Below are 14,018 nucleotides of genomic sequence, written 5' to 3' on the forward strand. Positions count from 1 at the left end.
GCCCCGCCCCGCCACCGCCGACAACCAGAAGGCCACGAACCACACGGTCACGGCAAAGCCCACCCGCCACGCGACCATCCGGGACACGGCCGCCACGAACCGCGCCACCACGGCAAAGCCCCGCCCCGCCACCGCCGACAACCAGAAGGCCACGAACCACACGGTCACGGCAAAGCCCACCCGCCACGCGACCATCCGGGACACGGCCGCCACAGACCGCACCACCACGGCAAAGCCCCGCCCCGCCACCGCCGACAACCAGAAGGCCACGAACCTCAGGGTGACGGCGAAGCCCACCTGCCCAGAGCCCGGCCCGGCGACCGGCCCGGCGATCGGTCCCGCACCCGGTCCCGCGCCCGGTCCCGCAGCCGGTCCCGCGGCCGCCGACGGCGGGGACCCCCCACAGGGGCCACCCGCACCCGGCGTCGATGCCCGCACGGGCGGTGCGGGTGGGAGACAGGTAACGGCCGAAGGCGGAGCCGAGGCCGACAGGACCCTCCGCCGCACCGAGGGCCTCCTCCTCGGCCTCGCCGCGGGCGACGCCGCCGGCTGGCCCGCCGCCCGCCACCGCGCCGCCCGCATGCCGGAGTGGACCCGCCGCCTCACCCGCGAACTGGACACCTTCGCCGAACAGAACGCGACGACGACCCTCCCCGTCCCCATCGCCCTGAACCAGCCCCCCGAACCCCTCCGCCTGGGCCCGTCCGACGACGCCGAATGGGCGGCCTTCGCCGCGGAGGCGGTCCTGCGGGCGGGCGACGACAGCGTCCTCGGCGACCTCGGCCGGCAGCGCCGTATGCGCGCCGCGATCGACCTCACCTGGAACGCCGTCGCCGCCGAGGTCGCGGCGGCGGCCGACCGCGCCCCCGAGGTGGAGTCGGCCGTACTTCCCCTGCGGGCCCGGATCTCGGTCCGGGCGGGCCTCGGCAACCTGGCCACCGGTCTGCGGCCGCCCGCGACCGGCCACGACAACCCGCACTTCTTCGACGACGCCGCCTGCATCCGCGCCTGTGTGCTGGCGGTGGCCCACCCCGGCGACCCCCGACTCGCCGCGGAACTCGCCGAGTTCGACGCCCGCTACACGCAGGACGGCGACGGCGTGCACGGCGCCCGCGCGATGGCGGCGGCCCTCTCGCTGGCCCTGGCCGGCGCGGACACCGGCGCCTGCGTGGCCGCGGCGCTCACCGAACTCCCCGAGGGCACGGAGATCGGCCGCAACGCCCGCCACGCGCTCGCCCTCGCCCGGACCACGCAGAGCGCGTTCGCCCTGGTGCCGCTGCTGGAACACCAGATCGTCGACCACGTCTACAGCTACGGCGTGGCCGCCGCCGAGACCGTCCCGGTCGCTCTCGCCCTGGCCACCGCGTCGGGCGGCCGGATCGCGGAGGCCGTTCCGGCGGCGGCCTGCCTGTCGCGGGTCGCGGACTCCGCCCCCGCGCTCGCGGGCGCGCTGACCGGGGCTCTGGGCGGTGCCGCGTCGATCCCGGTGACCTGGCGCGACGCCTGCCGCACGCTCTCCGGCTGCGCCCTGCCCCGCCTCACCGGCACCGACCTGGTGGAACTCGCCGAACTGCTGGAAGCCGCACAACCGGCTGCCACAGGAGGATGATTCGGCCCATGACACCCAAAACAGAAGAAAGCGGCGGAGGGTCCGGGGTGATCCCGGAGCGCGGCACCCCAGCGGGCGAGACCCCGGGAGGCGGAACCCTGGCGGAGCGCGTCACCGGTGCCCTCGTCGGCGCGGCCGTCGGCGACGCCCTCGGCGGCCCCGTCGAGGGCTACTCCCCCGACCAGATCCTCCAGCGCCACGGCGGGCGTGTGCACGGCATCGTCGGCCCCTGGAACGGCGAGGACTGGCGCACCGCCCGCCCCATCGCGCCGTACCACAAGGGCGACGGCCATGTCACCGACGACACCTTGATGACCCACGCGCTGATCAGGGTGTACGCCACTGTCCGCGACCACCTGGACGCGTACGCGCTCGCCGACCACCTGGTCCCCGACCTGATGACGAACCCGCGCTGGATCCCGGAACTGGAGGCCGAGGCGCTCCCCCTCCAGCGCATCTTCCTGGCGGAGAAGTGGCTCGTCGCCAGGCTCCACTACGGACATGTCGACCCGCGCGAGGCGGGCGTCGGCAACATCGTCAACTGCGGTGCGGCGATGTACATGGCCCCGGTCGGCCTGGTCAACGCGGCCGACCCGGCGGCCGCCTACGCCGAGGCGATCGACCTGGCGGGCGCCCACCAGTCGTCGTACGGCCGTGAGGCGGCGGGTGTCTTCGCCGCGGCGGTGGCCGCGGCCTGCGCGCCCGGCGCGACGCCCGACTCGGTCGTGGCGGCCTGTCTGTCCCTGGCCAGGGACGGCACCCGGACGGCGATCGAGCGGGTCTGCGAAGTGGCCTCCCGGCACCGGGACTTCGAGTCGGCGCTGGCCCCCCTGCGGGAGGCGGTGGCGCCGTTCGACACCGTCGGCCCCGACTACCGGCGGCCGTCCCTGGGCGCCCGCCGCCCCTCGCGTCTGCACGCCATCGAGGAACTGCCCGTCGCCCTGGGCATGGTGGTGGTGGCCGGCGGCGACCACCGCCACGCCGTGCTCGGCGCGGTGAACTACGGCCGCGACTGCGACTCGATCGCCACGATGGCCGGCGCCGTGACCGGCGCCCTCGGCTCCACCGTCCCGGACGAGTGGTCGAAGCGGGTCACGGAGGCCAGCCGCCTGGACCTGTGGTCCCCGGCGACGGTCCTCACCGAGGTCGCCGGGGAGATCTTCGAGAAGGACGTCCGTCGCCGCAGGGCGCACGAGCGGGCCTTCGCCGGCCTCGGAGTCCGGTGATGCTCCGCCTGACCTGGGTCCAGCCGGAGGACCTCGTCGGCCACGAACTCCGCCAGGCGGTCCAGGACGGCCGTGAGCCGTCGGCGGTCGCGGCCCGCTGGCGGGCGGCGGGCGGCCCGGAGGCCCCGCAGCGGGCCGGCGCCTCGCCCCGGTGCGCGTCGCGCTACCTGCGCCTGCTGGCGGAGGACCTGCTGGACGAACTGGCGGACCTGCCGAGCGCCTTGGCCGAGGACGAGCCGACGGATCTCCTGAGGATCAGGGCCGCCTGCGCGGCGTGGCCCGCCGAACCGGCGGCCGGCCGCGGCCGGGCCCCCACGCTCGCGGGCCTGGAAGCCGCCTGGCTGGGCCGGGCAGTCGGCTGCCTCCTGGGCAAACCCGTGGAGAAACTCCCCCTCGACGCCATCCGCGCCCTGGCCACCGCCACCGGCAACTGGCCCCTGACCACCTACTTCACGGCACGAGGCGTCCCCCCGGCCCTGCTGGAGGCGCACCCCTGGAACCGTCGCTCGGCGCAGACCTCCCTCGCCGAGAACATCGACGGCATGCCCGAGGACGACGACCTCAACTACCCCCTCCTGAACCTCCTGCTGCTCCAGCGCCACGGCCGAGGCTTCACCACCACGGACGTCGCGCACCTCTGGCTGGACGCGCTCCCGGCCGGCCGTACCTTCACCGCCGAACGCCTCGCCTACCGCAACCTCCTCCACGGCATCGAGCCCCCGCACACCGCGCGCCACCGCAACCCCTTCCGCGAGTGGATCGGCGCCCTCATCCGCGCCGACGTCCACGGCTGGACCAACCCCGGGGACCCGGCCGCCGCCGCGGAGCAGGCGCACCGGGACGCCACCCTCACCCACACCGCGAACGGCGTCTACGCGGCGATGTTCGCGGCGGCCGCCATCGCCGCCGCCGCGACGGGCGAGCACGACGTCCACGCCTGCCTGCGTACCGGCCTCACGGTGGTCCCACCCCGCTCACGCCTGTTCCGGGCCGTCACCCACGCGATCGGACTCGCCGCGGAACACCGCGACTTCGACCGGGTCGTGGACGAACTCCACGCCGTCCACGGCGCGACCCACCACTGGGTCCACGCCGTCCCCAACACCGCCCTCGTCGCCGCCGCCCTCACCCACGCCGACGGCGACTTCACCGGCTCCGTCTGCCGTGCCGTGTCGGGCGGTTGGGACACCGACTCCAACGGCGCCACCGCGGGCGGCGTCGCCGCGCTGCTCGCCGGCGACCCGGCGGCCCTCCCCGACCGCTGGACGGCCCCCCTCAAGAACCGCCTCGCCACCTCCGTCGCCGACTTCGACGGCACCGGCTTCGACACCCTCGCCCACCTCACCCACCGGGAGGCTGCACGCCCATGACCGACATCGTCGTGCCCGGCAGCACGGACATGCACCTCGTCGCCCATGTCGAGACGACCCCCCGGCCCGGGGAGACCCTGACGGGACGCGAGTCGCGTACGACCTCCGCGACGGCATCGAGGAGAGCGGGGACGACGGCCCACCCGCGCGGCACCCTCTCGACGACCGACACCGTTTCGAGGACCGACACCCTCTCGACGACCGACACCTCCTCGACGACCGGCACCGCCTGCACAACCGACACCGCCTGCACAACCGGCACGGTCGACCGCATCCCGCCCGAACTCCTCGCCGTCACCGGCCTGTCGGCGCCCGAGGAACATCACGACGCCGCGCTCACCGGCCGCGGCGACCCGTGGGCGGCCGCCGCCCCCGCTCTCCTCGGCACCGTGGAGGACGTGGTCGTCCGGCCCGGCGCGGCAGGCAGTCGGTGCGCCGTCCCCGGCACGGAACCCGTGACCGCCGCCGCCCCGCGACTGAGCGCCGTGGACTCCACCGGCGTGGGCGACACTCGCGCCGGCGCCCTCGCGGTGGCTCCCGGCGAGGACCGCCCCGTACGGGAGTCCCCGGTCCCGGCCGCCGCCGCGACGGCGTTCCCGGTCCGACGGCGCGGCGCCGCCGCGTCGACGCCGTACCGCTCCGAGATCGAGAAGCAGCACACGTCATGACCGATACGAACACCGCCGGCGCCCGCACCGCGCCCCTCGCCGGCCTGCGCGTCCTCGACCTGGCCACCCTCTTCGCCGGTCCCCTCGCCGCCACCATGCTCGGCGACTTCGGCGCGGAGGTCGTCAAGATCGAGCATCCGTCGAAACCCGACCCGTCCCGTGGCCACGGCCCCTCCAAGGACGGCGTCGGCCTGTGGTGGAAGCTCCTGGGCCGCAACAAGCGCGCGATCACCCTGGACCTGTCCAAGCCCGGCGGGCGCGCCACCCTGCTGCGCCTCGCCGCCACCGCCGACGTGATCATCGAGAACTTCCGCCCCGGCACCCTGGAGAAGTGGGACCTCGGCTGGGAGGAGCTGTCCGCGGCCAACCCCCGGCTGGTCCTCACCCGCGTCACCGGCTTCGGCCAGTTCGGTCCCTACGCCCACCGCCCCGGCTTCGGCACCCTCGCCGAGGCGATGAGCGGCTTCGCCTCCATCACCGGCGAACCCGACGCGCCCCCGACCCTGCCGCCGTTCGGCCTGGCCGACTCCATCGCGGCGCTGGCCACGTCGTACGCCGTCATGACGGCCCTCGCCGCCCGCGACCGCACGGGCGAGGGCCAGGTCGTCGACATGGCGATCATCGAGCCGATCCTGACCGTCCTGGGCCCGCAGCCGCTCTGGTACGACCAGCTCGGATACGTCCAGGAACGCACCGGGAACCGCTCCGCGAACAACGCCCCGCGCAACACCTACCGCACGGCCGACGGCACCTGGGTCGCCGTGTCCACGTCGGCCCAGTCGGTGGCGGAGCGCGTGATGCGGCTGGTCGGCCGCCCCGACCTGATCGACGAGCCGTGGTTCGCGACGGGCGCCGAGCGGGCCGCGCACACCGACGTCCTCGACGCGGCGGTCGGCACCTGGATCGCCGCCCGCACCCGCGCCGATGTCCTCGCCGCCTTCGAGAAGGCGGAGGCAGCGGTCGCCCCGATCCAGGACGTCCGGGACGTGCTGACCGATCCCCAGTACCTGGCCCTCGACAGCGTCACCACGGTCGACGACCCCGAACTGGGCCCGATCCGCATGCAGAACGTCCTCTTCCGCCTCTCCGCCACCCCCGGCGCGATCCGCTGGGCCGGCCGCCCGCACGGCGCGGACACCGAGGCGGTCCTCACCGAACTGGGCCTCACCCCGTCCGACCTGACGGCCCTGCGCACGGAGGGCGCCCTGTGACCTTCCCGCTCACCTGGCTCTACGTCCCCGGCGACCGCCCGCACATCGTCGCCAAGGCCCTGCGCTGCGGGGCGGACGTCGTCGTGATCGACCTGGAGGACGCGGTCGCCCCCGGCCGCAAGGACTACGCCCGCGCGGCCACCGCCGAACTGCTCCGCGAGGAGCAGCCGGTCCCGGTCCACGTCCGGGTCAACGCCCTGGACGGCCCCCTCGCCGCCGCCGACCTCCGGGCGGTGGTGGCCCTTCCCGGCGTCCACGGCCTCCGCCTCCCCAAGGTGACGTCGCCCGCCCAGATCACCCGGATCGCGTCCCGCGTCGCCGAGCACGGCCGACGCCCGCTCTACGCCCTGCTGGAAACGGCGCTCGGTGTCGAACACGCCTACGCCATCGCCGCCGCCCACCCCGACCTGCGCGGCATCTCCCTGGGCGAGTCCGATCTGCGCGCCGACCTCGGCGTGCGCGCGGACGCGGGGCTCGACTGGTCCCGCTCCCGCGTGATCGTCGCCGCGCGGGCGGCCGGCCTGGCGCCGCCGCCCCAGTCGGTCCACCCCGACATCCGCGACCTCGAAGGCCTGGCGTCCTCCTGCGCGCACGGCCGCACCCTGGGCTTCCTGGGCCGGTCGGCGATCCACCCCCGGCAGCTCCCGATCATCGAACGGGCCTATCTGCCCACCCAGCGGGAGATCGAGGAGGCCGAGACGATCGTCAAGGCGGCAGCCGCCGAACCGGGCGCCCAGGCCCTTGCGGACGGCCGCTTCGTCGACGCGGCGGTGGTGGCGGCGGCTCAGCGGACGCTGTCGCTGGCCCGCCGGGCCTGACGCGGGTTCCGACGGGAACAGACGACGAGGGCGCCCGGAGATCCCGGGCGCCCTCGTCGTCGTGGAACCTGCCGTCAGTTCTTCCGGCCCGCCGACTCGGACGCGGCGGAGCCCTTCGCCGTCTCCCCGGCGACGTCCTTCTCCTTGCCACCGTCCGCGGCGGCACGCGTGGAGTCGGTGGAGTCGGTGGAGTCGACGGAATCGGCCTTGTCCTTCGCCTCGCCGTCACCGCCGGTCTCCGCACCGGTCTCGAGGCCGGTCCCACCGTCGGAGGGACCGTCCGCGCCCGGTTCGACCACGGTCTCCCGTCCCGGCCGCTTCTTCGCCGAGATCACGAGGTACACCACGGCCAGCACGAACACGACCGCCGCGGTCCAGTTGTTGAGCCGCAGACCGAGGAGGTGGTGGGCGTCGTCGACGCGCATGTACTCGATCCAGAAGCGACCGACGCAGTACGCGGCGACGTACAGGGCGAACGCCCGTCCGTGGCCCAGCTTGAAGCGGCGGTCGGCCCAGATGACGAGCAGGGCGACAGCGACGCACCACAGCGACTCGTACAGGAACGTCGGGTGGTAGTGGCCCGGCACCCGGCCGTCCACGGAGGACGTGATGTGCAGGGCCCACGGCAGGTCGGTCTCCTTGCCGTACAACTCCTGGTTGAACCAGTTGCCCCAGCGGCCGATCGCCTGCGCGAGGGCGATACCGGGGGCGAGCGCGTCGGCCCACGCCGGCAGCGGGATGCCCCGGCGGCGGCAGCCGATCCACGCGCCCACCGCGCCGAGCGCGATCGCGCCCCAGATGCCGAGACCGCCCTCCCAGATCTTGAAGGCGTCCACCCAGTCGCGGCCCTCGCTGAAGTACAGCTCGTAGTCCGTGATCACGTGGTAGAGCCGGCCGCCGACCAGGCCGAAGGGCACGGCCCAGACAGCGATGTCGGCCACCGTGCCGGCCCGCCCGCCCCGGGCGATCCAACGCTTGTTGCCGAGCCAGACGGCGACGAAGACACCGATGATGATGCAGAAGGCATAGCCGCGCAGCGGAATGGGGCCGAGGTGGATCACTCCGCGCGACGGGCTGGGAATGTAGGCAAGTTCCATGGCAGGGTCGACGCTACCGTGCCGGGCCGGGCCCACGGCGGGCAGCCCGGCTACGGCTCCATAACGGGGCGGTGAGCGGGGCTCACCCCTGGTCGGCCTCCTCCACCATCTTCTTCAGCTTGGCCGGCGTCATCGTGCGGTCCTGGTAGATGTTCTTGCCGTCGAACAGGACGGTCGGGGTGCCGGTGAAACCGCCGGTGCGGAAGGCCTGCGCCGACTTCTCGACCCAGCCGTCGTGGGTGCCCTCCTCGACGCAGGTGCGGAAGGCGGGCGTGACGAGGCCGTCGACCTTGCCGGCCAGTTCGAGGAGCTTGTCGTCGGAGGCGTAGGCGTCGTCGGTCTCCTCGGGCTGGTTGTCGTAGAGCACGTCGTGGTACGCGGGGAACTTCCCGGCGTCCTGGGCGCAGGCCGCGGCGTTGGCCGCCGCGCGGGAGCCGCTGCCGCCCATGTTGCCGTCGATGATGGTGGCCAGGTGGTACTCCACCTTGAGCTTTCCGGCGTCGGTCAGCTCATGGACGGTCGAGCGGTAGGTGTCCTCGAAGGACTTGCAGGCCGGGCAGCGGAAGTCCTCCCACACGGTGAGCGTGGACTTGGCGCTCTCCTTCCCGACCGGGATCGTGAGGGCGTCCTTGCCCTGCGCGCCCGAGGGGGCCACGACCGGGCCCGCGCCGTCGTCGCCGTCGTCCTTGCCGGCGTTCGCCGCGACGACGCCGATGACCGCGGCCAGGCCCAGTACGCAGACGACGCTCGCGGCGACGATCAGCGTCCGGCGCCGCCGCTCCGCGGCCTTCTGCTTCTCGCGGTCGGCCGCCAGCCGCTCCCGGGCGGTGCGTTTCCTGTCAGGATTCTTCTCGCTCACACCCCGGAAACGAACCGGGGAGGCGCCCAGCGCCTCCCCGGTCCCATGTTCATCCGTTCGAGTGACCGAAGGGTCGGGTTGCCCGGCGTGCTACGCCTGTCCGCGCACGCCCTTCGCCAACTCGCCCGCGAGTGCGCGCACGGCCTCGACACCGGCCGCGTCGTCCGGGGCGTCGAGCATCCGCTTGACGAAGGCGGAGCCGACGATCACCCCGTCGGCGAAGCCAGCGACCTCGGCGGCCTGCCGGGCGTCGGACACTCCGAGCCCCACGCAGACGGGCAGCCGGGTGCCGGTCGCCCGGGTGCGCTCGACCAGGTCCTGGGCCTGCGCGCCCACCGACTCGCGGGTGCCGGTGACCCCCATCAGCGAGGCGGCGTAGACGAATCCGCTGCCCGCCTCGGTGATCGTGGCCAGCCGCGCGTCCTGGCTGCTGGGCGCCACGACGAAGACCGTCGCGAGGCCGTGCTTGTCGGCGTGCTCCCTCCACAGCGCCGACTCCTGCACGGGCAGGTCGGGCAGGATGCAGCCCGCCCCGCCCGCCTCGGCCAGTTCGGCGGTGAAGCGCTCGACGCCGTAGCGGTCGATGGGGTTCCAGTACGTCATGACGAGGACCGGCTTCCCGGTGGCCTCGTACGACTCGCGCACGGTGCGCATGACGTCCGCGATCCGCACGCCGCCGCGCAGGGCGATGTCGTCCGCGGTCTGGATGACCGGGCCGTCGAGGACGGGGTCGCTGTGCGGCAGTCCCACCTCGACGATGTCGGCGCCGCCGTCGAGGACGGCCTTGACCGCCGCGATGCCGCCGTCGACGGTCGGGAACCCGGCCGGGAGGTAGGCGATGAGCGCGGCGCGTCCCTCGGCCTTGGCGGCGGCGAGGGTGTCCGACAGCAGCCGGCCCCTCTGACTGTGCGATGCGGCCCCGCTCACTTGGCGTCCCCCTCGATCTCGGCGGTGTCCGCCGCGTCGGCGGCGACCTCGGCGTCGGTGTCGTACAGGCCGAAGTAGCGGGCGGCGGTGTCCATGTCCTTGTCGCCGCGGCCGGACAGATTGACGACGATCAGCCCGTCCGGGCCCAGCTCCCTGCCGACCTCCAGGGCTCCGGCCAGCGCGTGCGCGCTCTCGATGGCCGGGATGATGCCCTCGGTGCGCGACAGCAGGCGCAGCGCCCGCATGGCCGCGTCGTCGGTGACCGCGCGGTACTCGCCGCGGCCGCTGTCCTTGAGGTAGGAGTGCTCGGGGCCGATGCCCGGGTAGTCCAGGCCGGCCGAGATGGAGTACGGCTCGGTGATCTGGCCCTCGTCGTCCTGGAGGACGTAGGAGCGGGACCCGTGCAGGATGCCGGGCTCGCCCGCGGTGAGGGTGGCCGCGTGCTCACCCGTCTCGACGCCGTGCCCGGCCGGCTCGCAGCCGATGAGGCGTACGTCGGCGTCGGGGATGAAGGCGTGGAAGAGGCCGATGGCGTTGGAACCGCCGCCGACGCAGGCGACGGCCGCGTCGGGCAGGCGTCCGGCGCGCTCCAGGATCTGGCGGCGGGCCTCGACGCCGATGACGCGGTGGAAGTCGCGGACCATCGCCGGGAAGGGGTGCGGTCCGGCGACCGTGCCGAACAGGTAGTGGGTGCGGTCGACGTTGGCGACCCAGTCGCGGAAGGCCTCGTTGATGGCGTCCTTCAGCGTGCGGCTGCCGGACTTCACCGAGACGACCTCGGCGCCGAGCATGCGCATCCGGGCCACGTTGAGGGCCTGGCGCTGCGTGTCGATCTCACCCATGTAGATGGTGCATTCGAGGCCGAACAGCGCGCAGGCGGTGGCGGTGGCGACGCCGTGCTGGCCCGCGCCGGTCTCCGCGATGACGCGCGTCTTGCCCATGCGCTTGGTGAGCAGGGCCTGGCCGAGCACGTTGTTGATCTTGTGGGAGCCGGTGTGGTTGAGGTCCTCGCGCTTGAGGAAGACGCGGGCGCCACCGGCGTGTCCGGCGAAGCGCGGCACCTCGGTGAGGGAGCTGGGCCGGCCGGTGTAGTGGACGAGCAGGTCGTCGAGTTCGCGGGCGAACTCGGGGTCGTGCTTGGCCTTGTCGTACTCGACGGCGACCTCGTCCACGGCGGCGACGAGGGCCTCCGGGATGAACTTGCCGCCGTACGCGCCGAAGTAGCCTTCGGCGGTGGGGACCTGGCCCTCGGGGTCGGGGATGAAGAACTCGCTGGGCATGCGGAAACCTCACGGTGAGTGTGTGTCGGGCACTGTCGCCGTGGGGGCGGGGATCATCGCTCGGCTGCGCGACCCTCGTGGCCGGTCGCGTCCGCGCGGCGGAGCCGCGTCGTCAGAACTGCCCCGCGCCCCTGACGGGGCGCTGCCATCGCATGCCGTTCACCTGGCCGGGTTCGTCCCCGATGACGTACCGCACGCGCCTGCCGTGCACCCGGCGTGCGGGCGCGCGGCAGCCACGGGGGCGGCAGCCGCGCGCGAGGCGGGCGTACCTGTCCATGGCCGTCGTCGTGAGTGTCATCGGGGCCGATCCTACCGGGAGGTCAGCCCCGGCCGTGCCGGAGCGCGGGGTGCTCGCCCGCCGCCACCAGGTCGGCGACCGCGGTCTTCGGGTCGCGGCCGGTGACCAGGGACTCGCCGACCAGGACGGCGTCGGCGCCGGCGTTGGCGTAGGCGATGAGGTCGTGCGGGCCCCGGACGCCGGACTCGGCGATCTTGACGAGGTGGTCCGGGATCTCGGGGGCGACCCGCTCGAACGTGCCCCGGTCGACCTCCAGGGTCTTGAGGTTGCGCGCGTTGACGCCGATCACCTTGGCGCCCGCGTCCACCGCGCGCTCGACCTCGTCCTCGTCGTGCACCTCGACGAGCGGGGTGAGGCCGATGGAGACGGCACGCTCGATCAGCGACTCCAGGGCGGCCTGGTCGAGGGCCGCGACGATCAGCAGCGCGAGGTCGGCGCCGTACGCGCGGGCCTCCCACAGCTGGTACGACGTGACGATGAAGTCCTTGCGCAGCACCGGGATGTCGACGCGCGCGCGGACCGTTTCGAGGTCGGCGAGCGAGCCGCCGAAGCGGCGCTGTTCGGTGAGGACGGAGATGACGGCGGCGCCGCCCGCCTCGTAGTCGGCGGCCAGCGCGGCCGGGTCGGCGATCGCGGCCAGCGCGCCCTTGGAGGGGCTGGAGCGCTTGACCTCGCAGATCACCTTGACGCCGTCGCCCCTGAGCGCGGCGATCCCGTCCTTGGCCGCGGGGGCCTTGGCCGCGCGCTCCTTCAGCTCGTCGAGGCTGACGCGCGCCTGCCGCTCCGCGAGGTCGGCACGGACTCCGTCGATGATCTCGTCGAGCACACTCACGCGAGCGGCCCCCTTCCAGACGGTTGACAGTTCCAGCGACCAGAGGAGAACGATGGTCACTGCGATGGTATCCGCAGGAGGCCGATGGCCTCGCATCCGGTGGCGGGAGGTCCCTCCCCGCCCTCGGACCAGCTTCGCACGGCTCGGCGGGAGGTGCCCCGTCCGGGAGGTTCGCCCGGTGATCAGGGATGCAGCCAGCCGCCGTACGGCAGGTTCCGGAGCACCGTGAAGGCCAGCAGCAACACGCCCAGCGTCCACAGCGGGGCGGGTCCGGGATCGACGCGGACCGGTCGGCCGCGCGTCACGCGGACCACCCAGACGGTCCACAGCACGGCGAAGACCGCGTAGGCGGCCACGGCCATCGCGTTGGCGTGCAGGGCGGCCACCAGGTCGCCGTGCGCGAAGGCGTGGGCGCTGCGCAGGCCGCCGCAGCCGGGACAGTAGAGGCCCGTGACCCGCCACAGCGGGCAGACCGGGTAGTGGCCCGGCTCGTTGGGGTCGACGGCGGCCACATAGGCGAAGGCGCCGACGACGGCCGCGAGGATCCCGGCGGGCACCGCGAGCCGGGGCAGGACGGTTGCGGGAGCGGGGGGCGTCACGCTGCGGCTGTCGGCGTTCACGCCCCGCATTCTGCCCCGCCACGGGTCCACGCGCGCGGGAGGGGCGGCCGGTTGCTCACCGGCCGCCCCTCGGGCGAGGTCGTTCGCGGGGGTTCAGCGCTCGGCGGCGGCCGGCTCGCGCGTCGGCGTCACCTCGTACACCGGGTGGGTGTCCTTCGGCATGCCGAGGCCCATGGCGCGCATGATGCCGCCGACGACACCGCCGAGGGCGATGATCGCCATGCCGGCCCAGAAGCCGAGCGGCTCGGCCATCACCACGAAGGCGCCCGCGACGCAGAAACCGATGAAGGCGATGATGACACCGGTCCAGGCGGCCGGGGTGTGTCCGTGGCTGCTGCCCGCCATGACTTGCTCCTCGTTGCTGTCTATGTGGCGTACGGGTCGTACGTGTCCGAGCCGGAGGCTCCTCGTCCATTGTCCCGTACGCGCACGCGTGCCAAGTGCTGGGGTCGGTTCCGGTCGCGTCTGGTTCGCCACATCGGGAGACCGGACGCGACGCGGGTCAGGCGGGGTCCAGGCCCGTGGGGTCCTCGCCGCGGTCCAGGGCCTTCCAGACGTCCTCGGGCCGGTCGGGGTCGACGACCGCGGCCGTGCGCCGGGGGCGGGGGGCGCCGTCGCGCTCGTAGCGGCCCGACATGGCCGGCCACAGCCGGCCGTAGCGCAGGGCCAGCAGGCCGGCCAGGAGGATCAGGGCGCCGCCCGCCGCGGCGGCGTACGGCCAAGCGGTGTGGGTGAGGGAGGCGACGGTCGCGGAGGTGTCGCCCGAGGCCTTCGCCGCCTTGTCGTCGAGCGCGGAGCTGTCGGAGGCGCCGAACAGCGCGGCCGCGACGATTCCGGCTCCGGAGAGCGCGAGGAGGACGGAGACGGCGAGGCGGCCCGCCCTGCGGACGGCGAAGACGGCGACGAGCGCGGCGAGGCCCACTATGGCGAGCGCCGCGGGGACGCCGGTGACGTCGCTGCCCTTGGCGGTCAGGGGGAAGGCGCCGCCGGCCACCGTCGCCGTGCCCTCGGACCAGCGCTGCCGGGTCGCGAGCAGGGCCACTGCCGCGCCCAGCGCGCCGCACATCAGGGCGAGCGCGAGGCTCCGGCGGCCGGACCGGGCGGGAGCGGCGGCTTCGGAACGGGAATGAGGAACAGCAGTCACGTGCTCCACTATCGCCTGAACCCCGGGCGAACCGTCACCCGGGGCGCACGTGACACTTG

General features: G+C 74.1%; 16 protein-coding genes. 6 read left to right on the forward strand and 10 right to left on the reverse strand.

The genetic code is table 11. The annotated features are described in order from the left end of the window. The coding region (locus ACFYO5_RS01305) for a hypothetical protein (protein ID WP_388702838.1) at positions 1 to 270 on the reverse strand (270 nt) is incomplete at its 3' end. A 10-nt stretch (positions 271 to 280) separates the two neighbouring features. Here ACFYO5_RS01305 and ACFYO5_RS01310 point away from each other — a divergent pair. From ACFYO5_RS01310 to ACFYO5_RS01335, 6 genes are read left to right on the forward strand one after another with little or no spacing between them, the layout of a single operon-like run. Next, complete coding sequence (locus ACFYO5_RS01310; protein WP_388702840.1) at positions 281 to 1,609, forward strand: ADP-ribosylglycohydrolase family protein; 1,329 nt, start codon at positions 281 to 283, stop codon at positions 1,607 to 1,609. Positions 1,610 to 1,617: 8 nt separating this feature from the next. Next, complete coding sequence (locus ACFYO5_RS01315; RefSeq protein WP_388702843.1) at positions 1,618 to 2,835, forward strand: ADP-ribosylglycohydrolase family protein; 1,218 nt, start codon at positions 1,618 to 1,620, stop codon at positions 2,833 to 2,835. Then, entirely contained in the window at positions 2,835 to 4,205 is a 1,371-nt protein-coding gene (locus ACFYO5_RS01320) for an ADP-ribosylglycohydrolase family protein (RefSeq protein WP_388702846.1), read from the forward strand. The genes ACFYO5_RS01315 and ACFYO5_RS01320 overlap by 1 nt, the downstream gene beginning before the upstream one ends. Continuing rightward, complete coding sequence (locus ACFYO5_RS01325) at positions 4,202 to 4,873, forward strand: PfkB family carbohydrate kinase (protein WP_388702848.1); 672 nt, start codon at positions 4,202 to 4,204, stop codon at positions 4,871 to 4,873. Before ACFYO5_RS01320 ends, ACFYO5_RS01325 begins: the two co-directional genes overlap by 4 nt. Continuing rightward, positions 4,870 to 6,084: a CaiB/BaiF CoA transferase family protein gene (locus ACFYO5_RS01330; protein WP_388702850.1), complete on the forward strand. Its 1,215-nt coding sequence runs from the start codon at positions 4,870 to 4,872 to the stop codon at positions 6,082 to 6,084. The genes ACFYO5_RS01325 and ACFYO5_RS01330 overlap by 4 nt, the downstream gene beginning before the upstream one ends. Continuing rightward, positions 6,081 to 6,902 carry an HpcH/HpaI aldolase/citrate lyase family protein gene (locus ACFYO5_RS01335; protein WP_388702853.1) on the forward strand — a complete coding sequence of 274 codons (822 nt, stop codon included), beginning with the start codon at positions 6,081 to 6,083 and terminating at the stop codon, positions 6,900 to 6,902. Before ACFYO5_RS01330 ends, ACFYO5_RS01335 begins: the two co-directional genes overlap by 4 nt. A gap of 74 nt (positions 6,903 to 6,976) precedes the next feature. Here ACFYO5_RS01335 and lgt read toward each other — a convergent pair whose 3' ends face one another. The 9 genes from lgt to ACFYO5_RS01380 all read right to left on the reverse strand — a co-directional run bounded on the left by lgt (position 6,977) and on the right by ACFYO5_RS01380 (position 13,968). Beyond that, positions 6,977 to 7,999 carry a prolipoprotein diacylglyceryl transferase gene (gene lgt / locus ACFYO5_RS01340; protein ID WP_388702855.1) on the reverse strand — a complete coding sequence of 341 codons (1,023 nt, stop codon included), beginning with the start codon at positions 7,997 to 7,999 and terminating at the stop codon, positions 6,977 to 6,979. Between the two features lie 82 nt (positions 8,000 to 8,081). Next, the gene (locus ACFYO5_RS01345) at positions 8,082 to 8,858 is read right to left on the reverse strand and encodes a DsbA family protein (RefSeq protein WP_388702858.1); all 777 of its coding nucleotides are present in this window, start codon (positions 8,856 to 8,858) and stop codon (positions 8,082 to 8,084) included. 90 nt (positions 8,859 to 8,948) lie between these two features. After that, positions 8,949 to 9,785 (reverse strand): tryptophan synthase subunit alpha, encoded by an 837-nt coding sequence (trpA, locus tag ACFYO5_RS01350; protein WP_388702860.1) that lies wholly within the window; start codon positions 9,783 to 9,785, stop codon positions 8,949 to 8,951. Further along, a complete protein-coding gene (gene trpB / locus ACFYO5_RS01355; RefSeq protein WP_388702863.1) occupies positions 9,782 to 11,065 on the reverse strand; it encodes a tryptophan synthase subunit beta in 1,284 nt (427 codons plus the stop codon). The genes trpA and trpB overlap by 4 nt, the downstream gene beginning before the upstream one ends. A 112-nt stretch (positions 11,066 to 11,177) precedes the next feature. Continuing rightward, positions 11,178 to 11,363: a tryptophan biosynthesis modulator TrpM gene (trpM, locus tag ACFYO5_RS01360; RefSeq protein WP_356558834.1), complete on the reverse strand. Its 186-nt coding sequence runs from the start codon at positions 11,361 to 11,363 to the stop codon at positions 11,178 to 11,180. A gap of 22 nt (positions 11,364 to 11,385) precedes the next feature. After that, the gene (trpC, locus tag ACFYO5_RS01365; protein WP_356560022.1) at positions 11,386 to 12,195 is read right to left on the reverse strand and encodes an indole-3-glycerol phosphate synthase TrpC; all 810 of its coding nucleotides are present in this window, start codon (positions 12,193 to 12,195) and stop codon (positions 11,386 to 11,388) included. Positions 12,196 to 12,377: 182 nt separating this feature from the next. After that, a complete protein-coding gene (locus ACFYO5_RS01370; RefSeq protein WP_388702868.1) occupies positions 12,378 to 12,824 on the reverse strand; it encodes a DUF2752 domain-containing protein in 447 nt (148 codons plus the stop codon). 84 nt (positions 12,825 to 12,908) lie between these two features. Further along, positions 12,909 to 13,160 (reverse strand): HGxxPAAW family protein, encoded by a 252-nt coding sequence (locus ACFYO5_RS01375; RefSeq protein ID WP_356558838.1) that lies wholly within the window; start codon positions 13,158 to 13,160, stop codon positions 12,909 to 12,911. Between the two features lie 157 nt (positions 13,161 to 13,317). Next, the gene (locus tag ACFYO5_RS01380) at positions 13,318 to 13,968 is read right to left on the reverse strand and encodes a TIGR02234 family membrane protein (RefSeq protein WP_388702870.1); all 651 of its coding nucleotides are present in this window, start codon (positions 13,966 to 13,968) and stop codon (positions 13,318 to 13,320) included. Positions 13,969 to 14,018 lie beyond the last annotated feature (50 nt).

The organism is Streptomyces sp. NPDC006259, assembly GCF_042870975.1.
Classification (GTDB): Bacteria; Actinomycetota; Actinomycetes; order Streptomycetales; family Streptomycetaceae; genus Streptomyces.

What these genes read in the sequence shown, in the direction of transcription:
- ACFYO5_RS01315 (WP_388702843.1), top strand. Translation starts at nt 1,618, where the DNA reads ATGACACCCAAAACAGAAGAAAGCGGCGGAGGGTCCGGGGTGATCCCG.
- ACFYO5_RS01320 (WP_388702846.1), top strand. Translation starts at nt 2,835, where the DNA reads ATGCTCCGCCTGACCTGGGTCCAGCCGGAGGACCTCGTCGGCCACGAA.
- ACFYO5_RS01325 (WP_388702848.1), top strand. Translation starts at nt 4,202, where the DNA reads ATGACCGACATCGTCGTGCCCGGCAGCACGGACATGCACCTCGTCGCC.
- ACFYO5_RS01330 (WP_388702850.1), top strand. Translation starts at nt 4,870, where the DNA reads ATGACCGATACGAACACCGCCGGCGCCCGCACCGCGCCCCTCGCCGGC.
- lgt (WP_388702855.1), bottom strand. Translation starts at nt 7,999, where the DNA reads ATGGAACTTGCCTACATTCCCAGCCCGTCGCGCGGAGTGATCCACCTC.
- trpB (WP_388702863.1), bottom strand. Translation starts at nt 11,065, where the DNA reads ATGCCCAGCGAGTTCTTCATCCCCGACCCCGAGGGCCAGGTCCCCACC.
- trpM (WP_356558834.1), bottom strand. Translation starts at nt 11,363, where the DNA reads ATGACACTCACGACGACGGCCATGGACAGGTACGCCCGCCTCGCGCGC.
- ACFYO5_RS01370 (WP_388702868.1), bottom strand. Translation starts at nt 12,824, where the DNA reads ATGCGGGGCGTGAACGCCGACAGCCGCAGCGTGACGCCCCCCGCTCCC.
- ACFYO5_RS01375 (WP_356558838.1), bottom strand. Translation starts at nt 13,160, where the DNA reads ATGGCGGGCAGCAGCCACGGACACACCCCGGCCGCCTGGACCGGTGTC.